This is a genomic window from Streptomyces sp. NPDC089424 (assembly GCF_044749345.1).
In the GTDB taxonomy this organism is placed as follows: Bacteria; Actinomycetota; Actinomycetes; order Streptomycetales; family Streptomycetaceae; genus Streptomyces.
Genome location: NZ_JBIVHU010000002.1, coordinates 311,200 through 333,534, shown reverse-complemented (window position 1 = coordinate 333,534; position 22,335 = coordinate 311,200). Strand labels below are relative to the sequence as shown.

Here is a 22,335-nt window from a genome sequence, read left to right as displayed (position 1 = left end):
GGCGGCCGCGAGTGCCTGATCACCGTCGCCCTTGAGTCGGCAGTCCCGGAAGGATCTTCCAGTTCTTCAGTCGGGACACGGCGTGTTCCACCTGCGCGTGGGGCCCGGCGGCACAGGGCGTTCTCCGCTTCCTGTTCAGCGCTGAGAAATGTTTCCGACCACGCTGCTCAACAGCAGTACCTCTACCACCGGGGTCGCCCACCCGCATTCGCCCGCCAGATCTACCGCCGAGGCACCCTCGTTGAGCACTGCTGCTACCAACTCACGGGCTTCCGCGCCATTGCCAACAGATACGACAAGACCGCCACTTCGTACGAAGCGCGGAAAAGGTGTTCAGCACCGTGGCGATGCCGGTGCCGAGTGTAAAGAGCATGGCCCGTGACGCCGGCAGTCGGCTATGAGTGTGCTCCCTTGGCCGGCCGGCCGGCCGGCGTCGGGCGGAGCTGGGGCCACCGATCGGCATCGGGAGTCAGAGCCGCTCGCATGGTGTGGAGCAGTTCGGAGGTGGTCGTTGCTTGGTCGCGGTTTGCCCGCGCGACGCCGAGCAGCAGAGGGCGTCGTCATCGCGGCAGCGCACGCTCGTGGCCACCCCCTCGAAGGCGGGGACACCGAAGAGACGGAAATATGGGCGGGGTGAGCTGGAAACGGATGTCCCGTGACGCTGCACTTGGACTAGCTGTCAGGGAGGTCGGATAATCGCGGTGTTTGATCCGTCAGTTGAGCGAGGCCGTACCGAAGGCAAGGGTGATGATGTTCCGTATACGACCGGCGGTGCTCGCCCCTCTGGTCATCATTCCCGCGGTGACCATGCTCGTCTTGATTGTGGACGGAACGGCGTTCGAATCCGGCTCGCCCGTTCTGCCCTCTGACCCGTGTCCTGCATCCGCTGCATCCGAGAGAGGGACCTACCCTACGACCTACACCGAGGATGCAAGGCCCTACACCGGCCCAGGCCCACACACAGTGGATCTCCGTTTCCAACTGGCCCACACTCCTCTGCCCTCTCACTGGAAGGCTCCCGAAAACGAGCCGTACACCGCTGAGTTGGTCGTTTGCGAGTACGTGGAAGAAACAGGCATCACGGACATCAAGTGTGCGTATCGCGGCTACGGCCAGGTGTGGCTGGTGCAAGCTCGGGCGACCTATCTGGTGCTCGAGGCGAAGTCTTCCAACCTTGTCGCCAGCTTTAAGGTCAAGGGGCGTGACAGCTGCCCGGCTTCCTTCTCGTACTCCCCCGATGAACCTCGCCTGACGGACGTGCGCGCGGACATGGATGCGGACGCCGTCATCGAGAAGCTACGCCCTTATGTCGAAGGTAAGGCCCGGCAGCCAGGACCGACTGCGGCCGGGGCCGGATCCGTAGACGAATGACCCCGACCGCTACTGGTGGAGGGCAACGTCTCAGATGGTCGGAGGCCGGCGGCAATCGGTCCAGGTCCGATGACACAGGACAACGGAGCACGCGTTCGCGCTTCCGTACCCCCCTTGCTTGAGCGGTCGCCGCGGAGGACGACGACGTCATGGGCAAGCACGACGACGACCGGGACGACGGAGCTCACCTGGCGCGGCCGCCGCTCAGCGCGGCGCAGGCCGGGGAAACTACGGCTGGACTGTGTGAAGCGATGGACCACGTCCGACGCTCAGTTCAGGAGCTCGTCGCCGGTGTCCTGGACGCGCACGCTGCTCGCATCTGGGCACGCACTCGGTCACCCGAGCGGGGTGGCCTTCTACGACGCGGAGTTCGGCACGGGGCGCGCGCAGGCGTACCGACTCCTGGACGTGGCCCGCTCCTGACCGCGATCAACGCTGTCACCGCCGTTCCGAGACGTCTGGCACGCGAGACACCGACCCGGCCGCCGCGGCCCGCGCTCGAGGGTTCTGATCCCACGGTGGCTTCGTCTACTGACCGTGCGGGCGTGGAGTGCCCACACGGGGGAGCGGTGTCCAGGATGCCCTGCTGGTCATGCGGTGAGGACCTCGCGTTCTGTTTGCTCTTGGCCGTCGAGGGTGCGACCAACGACTGCGGACTGTCTGAGACATCGCAGCGTGTGTGTTGGATGTACCCGGGCCTGATCTGGCCGGTCTTGCGTCGACAGCCAAAGCGATTCCGTAGTTTCGCAGGCGGCCCTCACCCTTGGGGACCTCGGCATCGGGGTTTTCTGCTTCACCTCACTGTGTCACCCTCCATAAATCGGGAAACCACCGAATTGAACAGCGCGGCGTTCTCCCGGAACATCAAGTGGCTGCCCTTTTCGGCTGCTGAGAATATGCGTGAGACGGCTCCCGGGATGCGTCTCGCGGTGCCTTCTGCGACGTCGGGTGGGATGAAGCTGGCCGCTCCTCCGATGACCAGTGTGGGGAGGGTGATCCGAGGCAGCACGTCCCGCCAGTCGCTGCCGCAGTAGTCGAGATGCAGAGTGGCGGCATGCTTTCGTGGTAGCAGGAGATTCTGACGGAGAATCCACTCCGCCTCTGCGTCGCTCAGTTCAGGGGTGTGCATCATGTCAACTACCGTTCGCGAGGTCTGCAGATACTGATCGTTTCTCAGTCCGGTCGCGATGTGCAGAGCCTGCTCAAATGTGAAGATTGCTCCTCGTTGCTCCGCTGGAGCACCCTGGGCCAGTTCCTTGAGGCCGATTGGGCCTTGATCCACCAAAATGATCCGCTTTATCCGGTCGCCGCCGTAGAGGTCCCAATAGCTCCAGACCACCGTGCAACCGAGCGAGTGGCCCAGCAACGTGACCTCGCTCAGGTCAAGTGCGAGCAGAAAATCCTGTAGGTCGGCGGCAAGCCGCGCGATGCGGTAACCGTGAGCCGGCTTGGCGGACTCACCATGACCGCGATGATCCAACGCCAACACGCGACGAGATATGCCCAGTCCATCGAGTTGCTTGTCGAACTCGGCGGCGGACTGAGAGAACCCTGGCAACATGACGAGGACTTGTCCTTCTCCCGCCTCCCTGTAGTGGATCTCAACTCCGTCGCCTGTCATGACGCTGTCGTGTTTCTCGTTGTTCACGGCTTCTCAACTCTCTGTTGCGTCAGGCCGCCCTTTCCGGCAGGCGCCCCCACACTCGTCCTGAGCGCGGCTGGTACTGAGCCGTCCATTGAGCTGTGCACGAGGCTGGATTGAGGCGGAACGTGGCCGGCCACGCTGCGCCGGACCCCACCATGCCGTGCCGGTGACGGTAGGAAAGGTGTCAGAGTCGGCTGACGCTTCAACTCCCGCCGCAGTTCGGCGAGGATCCTTCGAGTGGGCCGAATGTAGATGCCTACGGTGTTAGATGCTGCAGCGCTGAGTCCGGGTCATGAGGGCCCTTCTTCTGCGTCGACGGATTTTCAGTCCTCCAGGCGACGCACGTCGGAGAGGATCAAGGACGCTACCCGTTCCAGTGGTCGTTTGAGGGACTCGACCTCCAGGTCGAGGCCTGGCTGATCAGCTCTCGTCGCATAGCCGCTACCCGCCTGTACTCGATAATACGACCAGTCGTCATCTTTCTGTCAAATAGGATATAACTCTTGATTCGGGTCGAGACGGTCGGTCATCGTAATTTGTGTCTCGTTGCGGATGGGGCCTGGGGAGGCTAGACCTGGCGTCCTGCCCCTCCGGTCGTGATCGTCATGGAGGAGAGCCTCGTCCTGATCGACGAAAGGCCTGTTCCTGGAGGCTGCGCCGATGCTGTTTGCGGCGGCCGCCTGCCCTGCAGATCTGCGATGCCCACGCCCGACCTGGAGCTCTCGGGGCCGCTCAGCAGGGCTGAAGCGCAGTCCCGGCGAGGATGAGCTGGCCCGGTCGCTCCAGGCCGATTACGAGATCGGCAGCACCTCGGAGGGCCCGCCAGGCCCTATTGGAACTCGGCCGCACCGCCGCTGCGCGGAGCACCCCTCCGACGCGATCTTCGTCCACCCTGCTTTCTCTGATCTTGCGGCAGCACCACAACCGACACGCCCGCCGTCGAACAAGGGCGACCCTCGCCTCGCCGCCGCGCCTGGTAGCTGACCGAAAGCGCAACGGTTGCTGCTGGCTGACGTTCCCGGAGCGCTTGCCTGAGTCGACCTCTCGTCCATCAGAGACGCAGTCGCAGACCCTGAGCCGACTTCGGGAGGAGTGCCGCGCGGCAAGCGGCGCTGAACGCTCGGGTCAAGAAGCCGGATCAACTCGGAGGGAAGGGCAGCCGATGGTTCTCCGATCACCCACCGCCACGCCCAGCAGTGGTCCCTTTCCTGTCCCACACCCTGTGTGTACGGCGTTATTGCCCAGTGCATCCGATGGCGGTGAGTTGCACTACGCGTTGCAGGGTCAGCGTGGCATGGCCCCTCAGTGGCTCGCGCTCGAAGCTCCTCTTGGGAACGTCAATTGCCGAGGCCTTGTCCAACGAGCACCTCGAGGAATTCGAACTGGTCCGCGGTGCTGCTTCCCGGCTGCGGACGGAAGACCACCATTCGGTGTCCCGTGACCGAGCCGAGGACTACATCGCACTGCACATCAAGTGGGCCCACCTGCGGGTGCACCAGCCGTTTGCGTGTGGAGTTCAGCGGTCCGACATCCATCTCGCCCCAGTACTGGCCGAACTCCTCGCTGGCCTGGAGGAGATCGGCTACGAGCTGGTCCGCAACAGCGTCGCGCCCGCGCCGTGCTGCCGCGGACCGTAGGTCCGCGGCGTAGCCGCGTCCGATCGCCTCGTGCTCCTCGGGAACGTTGAGCGCTCGGGATTCTGGGGCGGTGAACCAGCGCCATGTCACGTTGGCGGCCCTTTCGTCACCGAGTTCCCATGAGCCGAAGAGTGCCCGGCTCAACGTGTTCTGGGCGAGCATTGTCGACAGATCGTCTATTACGTGTGCCGGCACCGTGGTCAGGGCGTCGAGCAGGAACATCATCGCGGGGTCGACGTAACGGCCGCCTCCCGTTGTCGGCGGCGGCGCGTAACCGGCCAGCCGGTAGAGGTGGTCGCGCTCGTCCACTGACAGGCGTAGGGCTCCCGCCAGGCTCGCCAGCATGGCTTGCGAGGGGTGAGCGTTGCGGGCCTGCTCCAGTCGCTCGTAGTAATCGACGGAGATATTGGCCAGCAGCGCCACTTCGGACCGGCGCAGCCCTGGTGTCCGGCGGCGGCTGCCCGCGACCAGCCCGACGTCGGCCGGGCGCAAGACTGCCCGCCTGGCCCGCAGGTAGCGCCCGAGCTCGTTGTGGTTCATCGCGCCGCTCATTCCTGGATCGACGTCATCCCTTGCGAGGTGTAGCGCTCACCGGCCACCTCGCCGACGGGGATCGCCGCGCCGAGATCTTCCAGCGTAGCGGCGTCCAGCCGGAGCGCCGCTGCGGCCACGTTCTCCTCCAGATACGCCGCCCGCTTGGTGCCGGGTATGGCGGTGACGCCTTGGGCCAGCACCCACGCGAGAGCGAGCTGTCCGGACGTGACACCGGCCTTGTCGGCGATGACCTGTATCCGGTCGGCGAGCGCCAGGTTGCGTGCGAAGTTCTCGTCGCTGAAACGGGGGGTCGTGCGCCGCCAGTCCCGCTCCGGAAGCCCGTCGAACGAGCGCAGTCGACCGGTAAGGAGCCCGCGGCCCAGCGGTGAGTAGGCCACGAAGCCGATGCCCAGCTCGCGCACCGTGTCGAGCACACCATTGGTCTCCACGGTCCGCGTGAACAGCGAGTACTCGGTCTGCACGGCCGACAGGGGCGCCGCCGCGTGTGCGGCGCGGATCGTCTGGGCGGACGCTTCACTGATGCCGAGGTAGCGCACCTTGCCCTCGGCGACCAGCTCGCCCAGGGCGCCGAAGGTCTCTGCCACCGGTACGTCCGGGTCGACGCGGTGCTGGTAGTACAGGTCGATGCGGTCCGTGCCGAGCCGGCGCAGTGACCCTTCGATCGAGTTCCGCACGTACTCCGGCCGCCCGTTCGGACCGCCCACGACGTTGCCTGACTCATCGAGCGTCAGACCGCCGAACTTCGTCGCCAGCAGAACCTGGTCCCGAAACGGCGCCACCGCACGTCCGACCAGCTCCTCACCCGTGAACGGTCCGTACATGTCGGCCGTGTCGAACAGGGTGACCCCGAGCTCGACCGCCCGGTGGATCGTCTCCATCGACCCGGCGTCATCGCGGGTGCCGTACAGCGCGGTCATGCCCATCGTGCCCAGACCCTCGACCGACGCCGTCAGTCCCTGGCTGCCGATCTGGTGCGTTTGGATGCCCATGTGGCCTTCTCCTATCGTGACCGCCCACCGTCCGGTGGCCGTGCGGCAAGCATGCGCCGGGTTCGCGCCGCGTCGATCGTCCGAATCAGCCCCGTCCTGCGAGGACGACGCTCATGCCGACGGCGGCCGACCTGCGACCTCCCCATGGGTGTCCGTCCGGAACCCGGGCGTGCCCCTTGCGCACGGTGCACGCCTTCCCCTTCGCCAGCCGCGCACCCAGTCCTGCTTCGCCGCATCGATCACGTTGAAGGACACGCACTCAGCGACCATCCCTGGGACACGGGGAGTTGCAAGAGGAGGGCCGGTGCGGCCACAACGCACCTGTCGTACGCCCGACGAGGCGATGGCGGGTGGTGCCGCTCTTTGCCCGACCGCTGTGCTCAGCTGACATGGCAGCCGTCAGGTGGCACCGGGCTGCTGAGGTGAAGAGGTCGAAGCCGCGACGACCGAGGGTGTCGACCTCGCCCGCTGCGAGGATTCCGGGGCGGCGAAGTGAATTGATGTTGCAGCGCATGCAGTCTTCGTTCGAGCAGGGAACCAGGACGGCATGGAAGTCGTACATCGTCAAACCACGTGGGTTGGGCACATGGTCTTCCACTCCGAGCAGCCCGAGGCGGCGGTGCGGCCGGACAGGGCGGGCAGGACTCCGGCGCAGTGGGCGAGGGCCACCGTCAGGCGGGGGTACTTGTGGAAGCACCCGGCGTAAAGAAGATCCACGACGGTCCGGGCGGTCTCGAAAGGGAGGCCCAGCAGAAAGGCGGGCTGCCGGAATGCCGGGTCGATGTCGGCGCTCGGATGGATGATCAGCACTGCCGCGAGACGATTGCGTTCCTCACCGCGATCCACGGGCCGTAACCGCTGGCGCCGACCTGTCTCGCGCGTGAGACGCCACCCCGGCCCCTCGGCCGCGCTGATTACGTCCAGTCCCAGCGCGCCCTGCTCGACGTCTCCAGCCGTGCGGACACCATCGCGGTGCTGATCACCCACTGCGTCGCAGATCCTTTTGGATCTGGGGCGGGGTGGGAAAGACTCGGCCCGCAACGAGGCATGACCGTGGGGGACAGGCATGACCTTGGATACATGCGTCCCGGTTCGGTCCTTACCGCATCCAGGACTGGACCTGCTCACGAAGTAGTAGCAAAGCCCCTCATAAAAGGCATAGGGCATACCTCGTGAACAGGTGACTATCATGATCTATCAGAGCTTCCGCTTTGCGGCTGCCACAGTGAGTTCCTTCGGCATAGCGCTGGCTGTCACCACGCCCGCCATGGCAGCCCCAGCCGCCGAGACCGACGATCAAGCGATGGTGTCCGTCTTCCACGGCGTACCCGGATTGACGGTCGATGTGTATGCCGACGGCAAGGAACTGCTGGGGAACTTCAAGCCCGGGACCGTCACGGACCCTCAGGCCCTGGACGCAGGTACCTACAACGTCCAGATCTTCAAGGCGGGCACAGGGCCTGACGGCACACCGGCCATCGAGAAGGACATCAAGGTACCTGCGGGAGCTAACGCCACGGTTGCCGCCCACCTCTCGGCCGAGGGCAAGCCTCAACTGACAGCGTTCGTCAATGATGTGTCCGAAGTCGAGGACGGTAAGGCCCGGCTGACCGTGCGGCACGTCGCCGCGGCCCCTGCCGTGGACGTTCGAGCGGGCGGGCAACCGATCTTCAAGGGGCTGGAGAATCCCGACCAGAAGTCAACCACGGTGGATGCCGGTTCCGTCGACGCTGATGTCGTACTCGCCGGAACAGACACCGTGGCTATCGGCCCGGCCGACCTGAAACTGCAAGAAGGAACCAGCAACGTCGTCTACGCCTGGGGGAGCGCCCAGGACAAGTCATTGGCGCTGAAGACACAGGCATTCAGCGGCACGGAACCTGCACCGTAATACTGCAACGGCGCTCAGCTGACAGGCCCGAGTCCTTCTCGCCTTCACCAGCATCGCCTGCACCCTCATCTGCTTGCGCTGACTGCACAAGTAACCTCACTCGCAGTCCATCATTGGCTGCAGCAGTATGGTCCGGATGAGCAGAGCAGGAGAGTTGCAGAACGCGTCCCGGCTGTGGGAGGAACACCTCGGTGCCGTATTTCCGGCCGGTTTGCGCGGCGCGGAGCTGGCTGACATCGACATGGTGCTACTCGACGCGAGCGTCGCCGGCTGCGTCACCACCTGGCTGAACCACGCCGGCACCCTCGACCCAGCGCGCAGCCGGATCCTGCAGGACAGCATCAAGGACCTGGATCGAGTCCTCCTGGAGATCACCGAAGCTCAAGAACTCCAATACTTCCACCGCTTGCGCCAGCTGGCCGTGCTCGTATCAGCGGCCTCCCACGCCGCCAAATGAGCTGGCTGCTCAAGTGATCGCGACCGTCTCGATCTCATATCGCAGGCGTCCGCGACTGGCCTCGTCCCGCTCCGACTCCTGCGGCGTCCGCGATCACGGGTCCGCGCATACCAGGAGGTCCGGGAGCGCGCGTGCGAGTAGCGGATCGCCGGATGCCTGGGAAGGTCTCGTACTTTGATCGCGCTCGGGGCGCGCATCGAGCAGAGTCGGCGCCTGCCGGCTATGAAGTGCAGGTCGCTTCAGAAGCGGGCGGACCTACGCATCCTGTTTGGTGTTCACGGCCAACGCCCTGCGCACCAGTTCGGGGGCGAGCAGTGTGGCCGGGTGTGTCGTCATGAAGGCGGCGGCCCGGAAGGCCTTGGTGACCTGCTCGTCGCGACCTACCGCAGACAGGACTTGCTGCATCGCCCATGCCTGCCATCGGTCATCCTCGGTGACAGGCTCCTCGACGATCCCCAGCCTGGCGGCGTCGGCCCGTGTGGAGAACCCCCAGGCGGCCTCGACCACGACTTTCTGCAGGTCCATGAATCGCCGCGCCGGCGCGTTGAGGTCCGGATCCGATCGCAGATAGTCCGACAAGCATGAGGCGTGGAGCGCTGCAGACGACATGCCCTGGCCGAAAACGGGATTGAACGACGCCACCGCATCTCCCATCGGGGCCAGGCGAGCTGGGAAGCGGCCGAGGGACTCGAAGTGTCGCCAGCGACTTTCGGGATGACGGTAGGAGATGAGCGCACCCTGCTGTTGGTTGGACACCACCTCGTCGTAGAACGGGTGCAGCTCGCGGCAGCGGGCGCGGAAATCTTCCTCACTCATGCGTTCGCGCTCGCCGTCGAAGTAGGCCAGGGTGAGAGCCCACTGCTGGTTCTCGATGGCGGTGGCCAGCGCGCCACACAGTCCATCGGACGGGAAGCCGGCGCTGTAGCGATGGATGAAAATGTTGAACCCGGTCCAGCCCGGGGGGCGGGCAAAGCGTGCAGTGAAGTAGCGGATCCCGGCTTTCAGCCTCTCCAGTTCCGGAATGGGCCACCCTCCCTTGGCCAGCCAGTCCGAGAGTCTGCTACCGCGGCCGGTGGCGTCGACAACGAAGTCGGTGGCCTCGACGCTCTCGCCACATGAGGTCCTGTACCGGACCTTGTTCACGACGTCGCGATCACATTCCACACCGACAGCACGGCCGGTCCGCATTTCGACATTGGGGAGTGCGAGGGTCTGCCTTCTGATCACTGACTCCAGGAAGGGGCGGCTGCTGGTCACCAGCTCCGCGTTGGACGTGGTGACCTCTTGGACTCCATCGACATACAGCGCGGTCTGCTGGGGAGGGGAAAGGAGAGCGCCCTCGTCAAGTGCCTGCTGGACGATTCCCGGATACCAGCGTTCCAGCTGCGTCCGACCGCCGGGCAGCAAGATGTGGACTTGATACCCCTGCGGCACCCCCGGGCGGGGGTCGCAGCCCGCCCCCGTAGTGTCCGGCTCGATGATCACAACATGCTCTGAGTGGTCGGAGAGCACGCGGGCCGCGAGCAGTCCGCCGATACTTCCGCCCAGAACGTGAGCGGTACGGAAGAGAGCGCGGGCGTCTTGCGGTGTGGCCACGTCGCTGAGGCACTCGAAGATCTTCGCTTGGGAAAGCGCCATTCTTTTCGTCCTCCGAATCGACTGCGCGAAGGAAGGATCATGAGAGGAGGTGATCCAGGCAGCGGCGGATGACGCCTCCCCTGCACAGCCCATCTGGACTGGGAAGGGGGAAGCTGACCGCAGTGCACCACCTGACGTATCCGGTGGCCATAGCCCGCAAACAGCACACGCTCTCCACGCGTGGAACCCTCATGCGGCACACACCGCATTGGCGCCACACCACTATCGACGATACTCCATCTGAGGGCACGTGCCATCAAATCGTGGTAAAACACTTTTTTTGCGCAATGCGGCATTCACGACACCGCGCACGCCGTTGACATGCGGCACCACCCTGTACGACCCGGCGCCGCGTGACGCCGAGCACCGACGCGACCGCGGCCTTCAGGTTGTCAGGCCGGATTTCGCCGAATGGCACGCCGCCCAGCACTCTGAAAGCGTGCTCGTGGGCCCTCGAGGAACGCCTCCTGACCGCCGAAGGCCTCGCCCCGCAAAACGGACCGCGACTTCGCCGAAGTCGACCTCGGCTTCGGCGCCGGCCAGGTGCGACTGCTCGACGACCACCTGCGCCGGGCCACGGCCGGCCTCGACCCGAATCTCCGGCTTCCGCTTGGCGACGTAGGCGCTCACGCCCTGGTAGGATACGTCGTCCATCGCGTGCTCGTTGATCAACCGGCGATAGATCCGGAGCACGTGTGACGCTGCTTCCTCGGCGCATCCAGAGCAGCCAGTAGCATCTGGTCGATCACCGGCTTGAACGGATGCAGCTTGGAACGGCGAGGCGCGTACGGTTCCCGAGGTTGCGGCCACGCCGAACTCAGCGCCTTCCGAACAGTCCGCCAGCCCACCCGGTACTTGCGCTCCAGCGCCCGGTTCGACATGCCCTCGCGAGCGTCACGCCGCAGCGCGGCATAGAACTCGACCCTCAGCTAACCGGCGGGTGACATCCACTCAGACGGACAACTGACAACCCACAAATACCGTCAGAGCCATCCTTGCGAAAACCATTGGTGCCCCACCTGCTCCGCTGATGGACTGACGTCCTACCGTGAGTCTGCCGCGTGACGGAGGTAGTGGTTGTGACAGGTTATGACGTGCTTGCCGAGGTGTACGAATGGCTTATCTCGGATGCAAAGTTGCCTCCAGCCGAGTTCGCTGCGTCGTTCGACGACGTCCTCAACCTCCTGCCGTCGAACGCTCACGTCCTCGACTGTTCGTGCGGAACCGGACAGTTGGCGGTTGGCCTCGCCGGTCGTGGCATGCACGTTGTCGCAACTGACGCCAGCGAGGCGATGGTTCGTCGGACCGCAGAGTTGTCTGAGGAGTTCGGGGCATCCGTCCGGGCCGTACGGGCGAGCTGGGAAGAGTTGCCCGACCATTTCCAGGACAACACGTTCGACGTGGTGTTCTGCGTCGGCAACTCGCTTCACCATGCCACGGGCGCGACAGGCAGGGGTGCTGCTCTGGAGTCGATGTCACGGCTTCTGCGCCCCGGCGGGCGCTTGGTACTCGCATCCCGCACTTGGGAACTTGTGAGGGCCAGAGGTTCCCGGCTGGAGATCAGTGACCGACTCGTCCGCCGGAACGGTCGCGATGCCGTAGTGGTCTACCGCTGGGAGATTGCGCCGCATTGGGAGGAGGAGCACCACATCGAGATTGCGATCGCGCAAGTTGATGCGACCGGGTTGGTTCTTGTCCGCTCGGAAGTGCTGTCCTGCTGGCCCTACCGGTACGAGGAACTCGAAGTCGAGTTGCACCGGGTCGGACTCCGGACGGAACTGAGCACGTTCGATCTTCAGGCCGAGAACTACATGGTGGTCGCGAGCAAGGTATAAACACCGGACTCTCAGTCCCTGGCCGGACCGCGCGGTTGCTCGCAGTACGCTTGCGCCCTCTCATCGGTGCGGGTTCACGTGGTCAACGCACGCCTCGGACGAGGAGTGCTCGTCGATCAGACGGCGGTAGATCCGGGGTGACGGTGTGGCGCTGTTCCCTGGGCGCATCCAGATCAACGAGCAGGACCTCGTCGATCAGCGGCGTGAACGGATCCAGCTTCGACGGCCGCGCCGAAGCGGTTGTCGTGCGTGGCTGCGGTAATCAAGGCGCTCGCGAAGAGGGCGCGCGGTAACACGCCCCCGAGGGCCCATCCCGCCGCGGAGGAGTGCTCGTCAGGCGATGATGAGGTGGGTGGTGTAGAAGTCGGTGAGCTTGTCGATGGCGGGGTCGATGTACTCCTTCTTGTCGTAGAGGTCGACGTGACTGGCGCCCTTGATCCAGTGGATTTCCTTGGGACCGGTGGCGCGCTGGTGGGCCTCGACGGCCATCCAGGCGGTGACGGCGCGGTCGCCGATGATCTGGAGGATGGGGCGGGCGCCGATCAGCGGGACGGCGACGAAGGCGTCGTGGAGGGCCATCCTGTCGATGCTCTCCCAGGAGAGAGTCTTGGCAGAGCGTTCGTGCTGGCCGCGCGGGGTGCAGTAGTACTCGAAGCCTTCGACGCCGTGCTGGCCGCCAAGCGTGCGGGCCTGCTCGGCAGTCTTCGGGAACATGGTCATCGTGCCGGGGTCCTCACCCCGTGCGGCGGCGTTGCGGGCTGCTGCGGCGGCGTCCAGCAGGGCCTGGAAGACGGCCGGGTCCTGGGTGCCGTCGGCGCCGAGACGGAACTGGCGGGCAGGCTCAGCGGTGGACACGGTGGCCACAGCCTTGACGCGGTGGTCGCCGCCGGTGGCGGCCAGCGAGTAGCTGCCGGACGCGCAGATGCCCAGCAGGCCGATGCGGTCGGCGTCGATGTCGTCGCGGGTGGTGAGGTGGGAGACGGCCGCCTTGAAGTCCTCCACCCGCTGGGCAGGGTCTTCCAGGCCACGGGGTAGGCCGCCGGACTCGCCCTGGTAGGCGGCGTCGAAGGCGAGGGTCACGAACCCGCGCTCGGCCATCCGTCGCGCGTAGGTGCCGGATGTCTGCTCCTTCACGCCGGTGCCGGGGTGACCGACCACGAGCGCGGGCCACGGACCCGATGCCGGCGCGTCGGGGGTGTAGAGGTGGCCGGCGAGCGGGATGCCGGCGCTGTCGAAACTGACGGTGGTCTGGGCCATGAGGGCACGCTCCGTGAGAAGTGATGACGTGGTGTAACGCACCGGCGCGGCGGACTCGAGGTCCGCTCCTGCCGGGCACATATCCACGTTCTGTCAGCCTCCGCACGCGCGGGAGAGCCAGGTTTCTGCCTGGGAAAGAACTTGCCCCCTCACACTTGTGCCGTGGCCGTCGCGGCGCAAGGACACTGGAGAGCATGACCGCAGACTCCGACTCCCGGGCGCTGGGCGCCTTCCTCAAGGCCCGCCGGGCCCAGCTGACACCGCAAGAGTGCGGCCTCCCCGAGACGGACTCCCCCCGGAAAGTCGCCGGACTGCGCCGCGAGGAGGTCGCCCAGCTCGCCGCCATCAGCGTGGACTACTACACACGACTGGAACAGGGCCGCGTCCGGGCATCCGTACCCGTGCTGACCACTCTGGCCCGCGCCCTGCGCCTCGACGACGACCAGCAGCAGTACCTCTACGAACTCGCCGGCCGAAGCGACGCCCACCCGCCCCGCCGCCGGCCCGCCCAACGCCTGCGTCCCGCCGTGCGGCGCCTGCTCGACCAGCTCACCGATACCCCCGCACTCGTCCTTGGCAAGCGCCTGGACATCTTGGCCTGGAACCCCGCCGCCGCAGCCCTCTACACCGACTTCGCCGCCCTTCCGGCGAACCGGCGCAACTACATGCGACTGGTGTTCACGAACCCGGTGGTCCGGCAACTGCACCAGGACTGGGCCCACGACGCCCGGGAAGCCGTCGCCGCACTGCGCATGGAGGCTGCGGCCGACCCCGACGATCCCGACCTCGCCCAGCTTGTCGGCGAACTGTCGGTCCAGGACCCCGACTTCCGCACTTGGTGGGCCGAACACCGCGTCAACAGCGCCAGTTACGGCACCAAGCACTACCGCCACCACCTGGTGGGCGACCTCACCCTCGACTGCGACACCTGGACCAGCCCCGACGGCTCCGGACAGCGCCTGATGATCCTGACCGCCGAACCCGGCAGCCCCTCCCACGACGCCCTGCGCATCCTCACCTCGTGGACCACCCGGAAACCGAGCACCGACCGAACGCAGGACCTGACGCGGTGACCACCTGGACGCGCGAAGACCCCACCCTTCTCACAGGATCCGAATCCCTCGTCCCTCAGTCCTGCGGAGAGCTCTGCTCACGCCGACACCGCCCGGGTGCGGTGGGGCACTCACTTGCTGGTCCGGGGGGATCGCTGTGGAGCCGAGTGTTGGAACTGCCCTAATACCCTAGGCTCACCGGTCCTGGATGTCCGGCAAGGTGGTGTCCGCGGCGGCATAGAGGAACTCCAGGAGCTTGCCGTATGCATCGCCGTGCGCTTTATCTTGCTCTGCCTTGTGTTGCGGCGTTTCTGATTCATTGTCAACCGCGTGCAGCCAGTCGATGACTGCGCCGAAATATGGCACCAAAGCACCCGTTGCCGCTTGCGCGGCAGTGCCCATCCCACTGGGGCCTTCCATGAAAACGATGTGCTGAAGGCGGTCGAGCTGGCGGTGCAGAACTCGTGCCTCGTTCCAGAGGCGGCGGGCGGCTTGGCGGCGTTCTTCGCGTTCCTCAGGAGGGTCGCTCGCTGCGATGCCTCCAAGTTTGATGCCCGCTTCGCTCAGCGTTCCGAGTACGAGGTGACAGCCTTCGGAGAAGGCCAGGTAGGCACTCTTGCGTGATTCGCGAAGAGCACCAGCCCGTTCAGCATCTATCTGGAGGCGGGCTTGCCTCAGCAGCGTCTCGGACTGGATCTCGGCCTGTTGCTCTGCCTTCCTTCCGGTGATCCAGGCGGATGCCGTGGCACCGACTGCGCCGACCGCGGCGCCGATGACGCCACCGAGGAGTCCTGCAAGTCCTGCGTCCATGGCGTGATTCTCGTGGCCAGGCGGTGCGCGCTACCAGAGGGGCGCGATCATTGTGCTCTGGCCACCCGGCCATGTCATCGTGAGCCTACGCATTGAACTGTCCCCACAGCCCCGGCGGCAACCCGCAGAATGCCGGAACCATGGGGCTGCTGGCGTGCTCGTGGCCCACTTGTTCCTGGACGAAGCGCGGGTCCCAGCCGCCCTCGATGAGGTGGGGTGACGTAGGACTTGCCGAAGGAGCGGACGTCGAGTCCGTCTTCCAGGCTCAGGGCCTTGCGGTAGGCGATGAAGCGGGAGTTGAGCCGCTGGCGGCCGATCCACAGGCCCCGTTCGGAGGGCCAGGCCGCACGTCGCGCAAGCTCGCCGCATGGTGAAGCGCCACGGTTTCGCGAAACTGCCCGGGCACATCCCGGGCTGTACGAGAGACCGCTCGCTCGCTTACGTGGGATCGACGTCGGCGTACACCAGGTTGTGATCAGAGTAGCGGGTCGGGCGCACCCGTTGGTCGAGCGGGATGATGCCCCGCAGGAAGATGTAGTCGAATTTGCTCTGCCAGTCCGTTGTCGGCTCGCACTCGCCGTCCAGGGAGGGATGGCATTGGGTGTCCGCGTCCGCGGCGAGGTCCCACATTCTGGCGAGTTCGGGCGCGTTTGGCACCGAATTGAAGTCGCCCAGGACGATGGTGTGTTTGTGCCGGGCGACCTCGGCTGCGAGCACACTGATCTGGGCCGCCCGGACGGGCTCCTGCCGTCGTTCGGCGAGGTGGGTGTTGAAGACTCGCACGGACCGGCCGCCCACGGTGGTGGTGACGGCCATGTAACCGCGGTCCTCGGAGCCGCCGTTCGGGTACTCCACGTTGACGGAGTCGGTCATCGACGCGATGGACAGCACCGCTTGTCCGTAGGCACCCGGGTGCCAAGGCAGTCCTCCGCATCTGCTCCAATTGCGCAGCACGGGACCGTACTCGACCTGGTACACGAGTCCGTGACGACTGGCCAGGTAGCCCCGGATCCTCTCGACATCCCGTACGCATGCCTCCTGCAGACCTATGACCTGTGGGGCGTACGCGGCGATCTCCGCCGCCCGGTCGACGTTGCTCTCCTCGCACGGGTTGCACATGTTCCAGGTCATGACACGGTTGGGTACGACGTCCGCGGGGGCCGTGCCGGAGGAGAGCCCGGCGAAGGGAACGCCACTGGGCGCGCTGGGGCCGACGAGCGCGATGAGGGATACGACCGACGCGGCCACGAGTACACGCGTGCGTCTGGACAACACCATCGCCTCCTCACAGTGGACACCCGCGGCGTCCGACGTCCTCTCCATGAGGCTAACTGGCCCCGACAGAGGTTCTGCACGTGGCGGTGGTGATCAGGGAGGTGGCGAGTCCGCGCAAGGGTTCGTTGATGTCGTCGCGTTGCCGCCGGATGCGAAGGCGTCGGAAGCCGTGCAGCCAGGAGATCGTGTGCTCGACGACCCGGCGAAAGGTGCCCGAGGGCCGGTGCCGTGGGGCTGGCCACGTTCGGCGATCACCGGTCGGATCCGGCGCTGCAGGAGCCGGCGGCACTGGTCATGGTCGTAGCCGCGGTCTGCGAAGAGCATGTCGGGCCGCTTGCGCGTCGGGCCGGTGGGCCACGCCGGGATCTTGTCCGACGGCAGCAGGAGTTGGGTGGCGTCGCTGCGGTTCTGGCCGGTCAGCGACACCGCAAGCGGGATGCCCTGGCCGTCGGCGATGACGCGGTGCTTGCTGCCCGGCCGTACGCGGTCGACCGGGCTGGACCCTACTCTTGGGCCCCTGCGGGCGGCCCGGAGGCAGACGCCGGCGGTGGTCGGTAATCCAGTCGTGCGGCGGGACGAGCGGGGCCCGCACGGTGACTCGGACTCGGACTCGTCCTCAACTACCACCTCCGGGCAGTCGCGCTCGCCCCGTGCGCTGGATGAAGACGGACGGCACGCTGCTCATCTCCGTCCCCGCCTTTTCGCCGGCGTCGAGTCGGTCCAGCGCGTCGGCCCAGCTCTCCAACCGCGCAACGTAGAAAGCCAGGTTGATACGTCCAGACACGAAGGGCATTCTGACGGCGATCGACGTGTCAAGCCCGGCGGCTCATCTGGGACTACGCCCGAGAACGTTGACCGAGACGCTGTTGCCCTCGTCATCAGTCTAGAACTGCCCCCGAAAGGACGATCCTGGGACCCGACCTACTTCTTCGACAATGCGCCCGGGGCAGCACAGCACATAAGCGACGGTGTACTTGACCGTCCCGTAACGTCCGGCCGGCGGCTGCAGCAGTTGGGCCGCAGTGACCACGGCGCTTTCGCGGCCGGAGTTCTGCTCGACCCCGCGCAATATGTAGGGCGGAGTATCGCACTGGCCAGCGACGCGCCCACCCCCACCCAGCGGCGTCCGCACTGGATGCCGTCCTGGGACGAGAAGTGTGGCACAAGAAGGTCCCTCTGGAAGCGATTGCCCGGAGGAGCTTCGCCGACTGGGCACAAGGCGCGTTCACGGCCACGAACTGACTGCCCGCACGACCCGCTGCGCTCGCGCACCTGAGAAGTGCTTCTTTCCACGGCACGATCTGGACCCCCGAAAAGTCCTATCGTTGCGCAAGTCGGGAGCACTTTTCATGTTTCTGATCAAGCCTCGGACAGGCCGCTTCATGGAAGCGCGACGTCAATGGAATTGCAAGGCCTGCTTCGGCGAATTTCTGGGGCCGGTTCGGCGTGATTGGCTTGAAGTCGACTACCCCGCGGGGCCATGCACCTCCTTGACTCTGTGCACCGCTTCACCGGTGCCTACGAGGGAGGGCAAGCATGCGTATCCATGCACGTGCCGTGAGGGTTCTGGCTGTTGCCGTGCTGGCGGCTGGTTTTATGACCGCTGGTGGTACGGCCACCGCGGCCACGTCCGGGGTCACGTCCTGTTATGGCAGCGCCAAGAGCATCAATGGCACGGACCCCAATGGGCGGTGGCCCGTCACCGGCTACCGTTTCACCACGTCCAACTGCAGCGACATCAACGTCAAGGTTACTGGTCAGAACACGGTGGAAACCTGCTTTATCCCATCGAGTGGCCCGGAGTACTGCAACGGGGGTCACGAAGTCCGGGCCAACACATGGACGTTGGCGGCCACCGACGTCAAGGACGGCACCAAGTTCTATCTTATATTCTACAGCGGTAGCGCTTATGGGGTCGCTGCATACTGACCCAACGCGCACCTTCCCCGCACAACTCGGGGAAAAGCGCGCTTCGTGTGACCGAGAGCAAGACGTCAATGACAGCTAAATCCACAGGGGGAGGCTTGCGGGTCCGGTGGGGCGGGGCTCGGACACCACACCCTTCCGCCCCGGACGGACTGTCCGTGGGCCGTCGGCTGACCGAGGAGGCCCAAGCGCCGCGGATCGCGCTGACCTCCACCGACAGATCCGTGTGGTCGCGGGAGGGACTGGAGATCTCGGGCACGGAACGCGTCCCGGCTAGAGGCACCTTGTTGGACGCCGATCTGCGAGGTACCTTCGCCGCCTCTGGTACTTGTGACTGAAAACATGTCGCCCGATATGGCACTGGTCAGCGGTCCGGGCGACGGCCACCATGAGGACCCCTCAGCGGACGTGCCCTCAGGAGGATGTCGTGCCCGTGCCCAGAGATCTGTCACCGGTGAGGGCGCTGTTCGCGGTCCTTGCGGCCCTCGCACTCGGTGCCACGGCCTCCACCGCCACCGCCGCACCCACCCCTCAGGCCCCTCGGGCCCCGGTGTCCGACCCCGCCGGGCGGTACTGCGCGGTCGATCTCAGCGAGCAGAAGTCGGCCTGCTTCACCACGGAACAGGACCTGGTCTCCTACGGCTCCACTCTCGCGTCGCTTCCACTGGTCTCGGTCTACAACTGGATCAACTACGGACAAGGCGGCGGCTACTCCATCTACTACGGTGATCACGCCTGTACCGCCACCACCAGCGACGCTGAGTACGGCCTTCCGGGTCTCACGCATCCGTACAACTCCAACAATCCCAGCGGGATTCAGGAGAACAACACGTACAGCTCGGTCAGCACCTACACGGCACAGTCTTGCGACATCAAGCTCTTCGACGGCGCCGACTACACCGGCGCCTCCTCGGAATGGATCGACCGGTGCACTCACTTGGGCGGTTCAGGGACCGGAGACTGCCCAGCCGTCAACTGGTACGACCGCGCCGGCTCGTACCAGCTCAGCTGAGCCGTACGGGCGCCTGCTCTCACGTGAGACGGAGGCCGCAGCCGCTCCACTGCTGCGGACCGCACCACACCTTGCTGCCGCCGTCGTCCAGGAGATCGTCACGCATCCACCCCGCATGCGGGGAGGATGTTCCGACCGTACGTCCCGCGGCGATACCGGACGCGCGCCTCTGCGCATCCGTCACCGGCGGCCGGCCCGCCCTCGGTGCTCGCCGCGAGCCGAAGGGGCTGCCCGTGACGCCCCGGGCGCCAGGTTCCGCTGCGGTCGAGCGGGACGGAACGGGTGAGCGGAAGACGGCGGGGTGACGTCGCAGGATGATCTGCCGTGCGGATTCCATTCATGATCACGCAACCGCAAGGGCGCATCAACCGGTCACCCTCGGCACATGATGGATACACCAGAATTCGCTCCCTTGGACCGCCGGAAGTTCCTGGTGGCTACCGGCGGCACCACCCTCGGTGCGCTGGCTGCCGGTCAGCTCGCCATCGGCGCGGCCGCTGCCGCCGGGACTGCGACCGCTGCGACCGTGACGGCCGTGGCGGCCGTGGCCGACCCCGCTCCCTTCCTGCTCGGTGTGGCCTCCGGCGAGCCGCACCACGACAGCGTCGTGCTCTGGACGCGGCTCGTCACCGATCCGCTCGACGCGGAGACCGGCGGAATGGCCCCCGAACCTGTCAAGGTGCGCTGGGAGCTGGCCAAGGACGAGGAGTTCCGTCACGTCGTCGACGAGGGGCACGCCACAGCGGTACCCGACTCCGCGCACAGTGTCCACGTCGTGGCGGCAGGCCTGAAGGCGGACCGCTGGTACTGGTACCGGTTCGAGGTGAACGGCGTGTACAGCCGCACCGGCCGTACACGTACCCTGCCGACGCCCGGGGCCAAGGCCGATCATCTGCGCTTCGCCTTCGTCTCCTGCCAGAGCTGGGTCGGTGGCCACTACGCGGCGTACAGCGATCTGGCCGAGCAGGACCTCGACTTCGTCATGCACCTGGGCGACTACATCTATGAGACGACCAACGGCAGCCTGACGGAGTTCCGGCGGCTGCACGCCCAGTACAAGACGGCCCCCGAACTGCGTGACGCGCACGCCCGCTTCCCCTTCTTCGTGACCTGGGACGACCACGAGGTCCAGAACAACTACGCGGGCGACGTCGCGGGCGGCGCCGGTGACGGTCGGCCGTTCCTGGAGCGCCGCGCCAACGGCTACCAGGCCTACTACGAGCACCTGCCGCTGCGGCGGCAGCAGGAGCCGGAGGGCCCCGACGCACTGATGTACCGCAGGTTCGGCTTCGGGCGGCTCGCCGAGTTCAGCATCCTCGACACCCGCCAGTACCGCACCGACCAGCCCTGCGGCGACGGCCGGAAGACACCCTGCGAAGCGGTCGGCGACCCGGCGGCCACCCTCACCGGTCCGGAGCAGGAACAGTGGCTCCTCAAGGGCCTGGGCCGGTCCGGCGCGCAGTGGAACGTCATCGCCCAGCAGACCATCATGGCCGCGTTCGACTACGACCTGGGGCCGTCGAAGGTCGTCAACCTCGACCAGTGGGACGGCTACCCCGCCGCCCGCTCCCGGATCCTGGACTTCCTGGACCGCAAGCGCCCCGAGAACCCGGTGGTGCTCAGCGGCGACTGGCACACGCACTGGGTGAACGACCTGAAGAAGGACTTCGACGACGCGACGTCCCGCACCGTCGCGACCGAGTTCGTCGGCACCTCCATCTCCTCGGGTGCCGGCTGGGACGCGGACGTACGGGCGGGTCTCCCGGCCAATCCGCACGTGAAGTTCTACAACGGCACCTACCGCGGCTACGTGATCTGCGACATCACGCCGAAGCGCTGGCGTGCCGACCTTCGGATCGTGCTGAACGCAGGCGACGCCGGCTCTCCCGCGTACACGATCGCCGCGTTCGAGGTACTCGACGGCGTCCCAGGCGCCCGGCGTCTCGACGGCGTCGGCGACGGCCTGTCCGGCCGTCTGACCGACAGCCGGACAGGAACCCCCCTCGCCAACATGCGCGTACGGGTGCTGGACTCGACCGGCAAGGCCATCGTGACGAGCACGACCGGTGCCGACGGCGAGTTCCTCGCCTTCGCCGTCCCCGGCGTCTACACCGTGCAGGCCGACGGAGTCGGCTACGACCCCGTACACGTCTCTGCCACCGTTCAGGACGGTATGCAGACCCGTGTCACCTTGCGGGCGGACCGGGCACGGGCACGGGCCGGCACCGGAACCACCATTCCCGGCCCCGTGGCCGAAGGCCTCACCTCCGACCTGGTGATCTCCAATGACCACCTTGCCCTGGCGATCTCGGCCGGCTCCGAGGACTCACAGCTGACCCCCGTCACCCTCGGCAAGCCACGAGACATGGCCGCCGTCGGTCACCTGGACCAGATCGACTGGCTCAACCTGCCGTACGCGTCCGCAAGTCAGCCGCGCGGCACGAGCGCATGGCAGCAGCGCACGGTGAGGTCGACCTCCGTCGAGGTCGTCTCCTCCACCGGCGCCGAAGCGCGCATCAGGGCCACCGGCGCCAGTACCGCCGTCACGGACGTCTCAGTCGTCACCGATTTCTCCATCCGCGAGGGCGAGCGCTGGATCACCGCCGAGAGCGTCTTCACCAATCGCGGCACGGTGGAACGCACCCTGTGGATCGGCGACGTGATCGACCATGACGGAGCGGGGCAGCGCAGTGGTGTCCCCGGCCACGGCACCATCACGATCGGTACGCCTGCCGACTACCTGCCGGAGGCCCCCTGGATCGGCATGACCGGTTCCGACAGCCAGACCTACGGCCTGATCTACGAGGACCAGGCATTCACCGCGTACGCCTGTGACATCTGGGCGATGACCCAGCGACAGGTGACGATCCAGCCGGGCGCGAGCTACACCCTGCGCCGCCGGATCACAGCGGTCGACAACCGGAACGCGGTCGATCCCTTCGCCGTGCTGAACACGCTCTGACGGTCTCGTCCGGCGAGGCGGTG

General features: G+C 66.2%; 18 protein-coding genes and 3 pseudogenes. 9 read left to right on the top strand and 12 right to left on the bottom strand.

Annotated features, from left to right (window positions below; all coding sequences use genetic code 11):
* Window positions 1–21: 21 nt before the first annotated feature.
* Window positions 22–253 (bottom strand): annotated as a pseudogene (locus ACIP2X_RS09120) (transposase family protein); the annotation flags it as partial.
* A 452-nt stretch (window positions 254–705) separates the two neighbouring features.
* Between ACIP2X_RS09120 and ACIP2X_RS09115 the strand changes: the two are divergent.
* Both ACIP2X_RS09115 and ACIP2X_RS09110 read left to right on the top strand, forming a co-directional pair.
* Complete coding sequence (locus ACIP2X_RS09115) at window positions 706–1,371, top strand: hypothetical protein (protein WP_401669544.1); 666 nt, start codon at window positions 706–708, stop codon at window positions 1,369–1,371.
* A 291-nt stretch (window positions 1,372–1,662) separates the two neighbouring features.
* Complete coding sequence (locus tag ACIP2X_RS09110; RefSeq protein WP_401669541.1) at window positions 1,663–1,794, top strand: hypothetical protein; 132 nt, start codon at window positions 1,663–1,665, stop codon at window positions 1,792–1,794.
* A 370-nt stretch (window positions 1,795–2,164) separates the two neighbouring features.
* On the opposite strand, the gene ACIP2X_RS09105 is transcribed toward ACIP2X_RS09110, so the two are convergent.
* From ACIP2X_RS09105 to ACIP2X_RS09090, 4 genes are all read right to left on the bottom strand, one after another.
* Window positions 2,165–3,019, bottom strand: a complete 855-nt coding sequence (locus ACIP2X_RS09105) for an alpha/beta fold hydrolase (RefSeq protein ID WP_401669539.1) — start codon at window positions 3,017–3,019, stop codon at window positions 2,165–2,167.
* A gap of 1,334 nt (window positions 3,020–4,353) precedes the next feature.
* Window positions 4,354–5,193, bottom strand: a complete 840-nt coding sequence (locus ACIP2X_RS09100; protein ID WP_401669536.1) for a helix-turn-helix transcriptional regulator — start codon at window positions 5,191–5,193, stop codon at window positions 4,354–4,356.
* 8 nt (window positions 5,194–5,201) lie between these two features.
* On the bottom strand, window positions 5,202–6,197 hold the full coding sequence (locus tag ACIP2X_RS09095) for an aldo/keto reductase (RefSeq protein WP_401669534.1): 996 nt from the start codon (window positions 6,195–6,197) through the stop codon (window positions 5,202–5,204).
* A 564-nt stretch (window positions 6,198–6,761) separates the two neighbouring features.
* Window positions 6,762–7,184, bottom strand: coding sequence for a hypothetical protein (locus ACIP2X_RS09090; RefSeq protein WP_401669532.1), 423 nt, complete (start codon window positions 7,182–7,184; stop codon window positions 6,762–6,764).
* A gap of 202 nt (window positions 7,185–7,386) precedes the next feature.
* Here ACIP2X_RS09090 and ACIP2X_RS09085 point away from each other — a divergent pair.
* Window positions 7,387–8,085: pseudogene (locus ACIP2X_RS09085) on the top strand (DUF4397 domain-containing protein); the annotation flags it as partial.
* A 139-nt stretch (window positions 8,086–8,224) separates the two neighbouring features.
* Window positions 8,225–8,545: a hypothetical protein gene (locus ACIP2X_RS09080; protein WP_401669530.1), complete on the top strand. Its 321-nt coding sequence runs from the start codon at window positions 8,225–8,227 to the stop codon at window positions 8,543–8,545.
* Window positions 8,546–8,800: 255 nt separating this feature from the next.
* Here ACIP2X_RS09080 and ACIP2X_RS09075 read toward each other — a convergent pair whose 3' ends face one another.
* On the bottom strand, window positions 8,801–10,183 hold the full coding sequence (locus tag ACIP2X_RS09075; RefSeq protein ID WP_401669527.1) for an FAD-dependent oxidoreductase: 1,383 nt from the start codon (window positions 10,181–10,183) through the stop codon (window positions 8,801–8,803).
* Window positions 10,184–10,567: 384 nt separating this feature from the next.
* A complete protein-coding gene (locus ACIP2X_RS09070; RefSeq protein ID WP_401669524.1) occupies window positions 10,568–10,876 on the bottom strand; it encodes a hypothetical protein in 309 nt (102 codons plus the stop codon).
* 386 nt (window positions 10,877–11,262) lie between these two features.
* Here ACIP2X_RS09070 and ACIP2X_RS09065 point away from each other — a divergent pair, with 386 nt between their 5' ends.
* Window positions 11,263–12,018 (top strand): class I SAM-dependent methyltransferase, encoded by a 756-nt coding sequence (locus tag ACIP2X_RS09065; RefSeq protein WP_401672251.1) that lies wholly within the window; start codon window positions 11,263–11,265, stop codon window positions 12,016–12,018.
* A gap of 333 nt (window positions 12,019–12,351) precedes the next feature.
* Here ACIP2X_RS09065 and ACIP2X_RS09060 read toward each other — a convergent pair whose 3' ends face one another.
* Window positions 12,352–13,275 carry an alpha/beta hydrolase gene (locus ACIP2X_RS09060; protein ID WP_401669522.1) on the bottom strand — a complete coding sequence of 308 codons (924 nt, stop codon included), beginning with the start codon at window positions 13,273–13,275 and terminating at the stop codon, window positions 12,352–12,354.
* Between the two features lie 194 nt (window positions 13,276–13,469).
* Here ACIP2X_RS09060 and ACIP2X_RS09055 point away from each other — a divergent pair, with 194 nt between their 5' ends.
* Window positions 13,470–14,348 carry a helix-turn-helix domain-containing protein gene (locus ACIP2X_RS09055; RefSeq protein ID WP_401669520.1) on the top strand — a complete coding sequence of 293 codons (879 nt, stop codon included), beginning with the start codon at window positions 13,470–13,472 and terminating at the stop codon, window positions 14,346–14,348.
* A 174-nt stretch (window positions 14,349–14,522) separates the two neighbouring features.
* Here ACIP2X_RS09055 and ACIP2X_RS09050 read toward each other — a convergent pair whose 3' ends face one another.
* The 4 genes and pseudogenes from ACIP2X_RS09050 to ACIP2X_RS09035 form a co-directional block, all read right to left on the bottom strand.
* Complete coding sequence (locus ACIP2X_RS09050) at window positions 14,523–15,137, bottom strand: hypothetical protein (RefSeq protein WP_401669517.1); 615 nt, start codon at window positions 15,135–15,137, stop codon at window positions 14,523–14,525.
* Between the two features lie 438 nt (window positions 15,138–15,575).
* Entirely contained in the window at window positions 15,576–16,415 is an 840-nt protein-coding gene (locus tag ACIP2X_RS09045; protein ID WP_401669514.1) for an endonuclease/exonuclease/phosphatase family protein, read from the bottom strand.
* Window positions 16,416–16,505: 90 nt separating this feature from the next.
* Window positions 16,506–17,039, bottom strand: a complete 534-nt coding sequence (locus tag ACIP2X_RS09040) for a transposase (protein ID WP_401669511.1) — start codon at window positions 17,037–17,039, stop codon at window positions 16,506–16,508.
* A pseudogene (locus ACIP2X_RS09035) lies at window positions 17,029–17,220 on the bottom strand (DUF5959 family protein); the annotation flags it as partial. The pseudogene ACIP2X_RS09035 and the gene ACIP2X_RS09040, both read right to left, overlap by 11 nt.
* 728 nt (window positions 17,221–17,948) lie before the next feature.
* On the opposite strand from ACIP2X_RS09035, the gene ACIP2X_RS09030 reads away from it, so the two are divergent.
* The 3 genes from ACIP2X_RS09030 to ACIP2X_RS09020 all read left to right on the top strand — a co-directional run bounded on the left by ACIP2X_RS09030 (window position 17,949) and on the right by ACIP2X_RS09020 (window position 22,312).
* Window positions 17,949–18,341: a hypothetical protein gene (locus tag ACIP2X_RS09030; protein ID WP_401669509.1), complete on the top strand. Its 393-nt coding sequence runs from the start codon at window positions 17,949–17,951 to the stop codon at window positions 18,339–18,341.
* Window positions 18,342–18,765: 424 nt separating this feature from the next.
* On the top strand, window positions 18,766–19,350 hold the full coding sequence (locus ACIP2X_RS09025; RefSeq protein WP_401669507.1) for a hypothetical protein: 585 nt from the start codon (window positions 18,766–18,768) through the stop codon (window positions 19,348–19,350).
* Window positions 19,351–19,762: 412 nt separating this feature from the next.
* Entirely contained in the window at window positions 19,763–22,312 is a 2,550-nt protein-coding gene (locus tag ACIP2X_RS09020) for an alkaline phosphatase D family protein (RefSeq protein ID WP_401669505.1), read from the top strand.
* Window positions 22,313–22,335 lie beyond the last annotated feature (23 nt).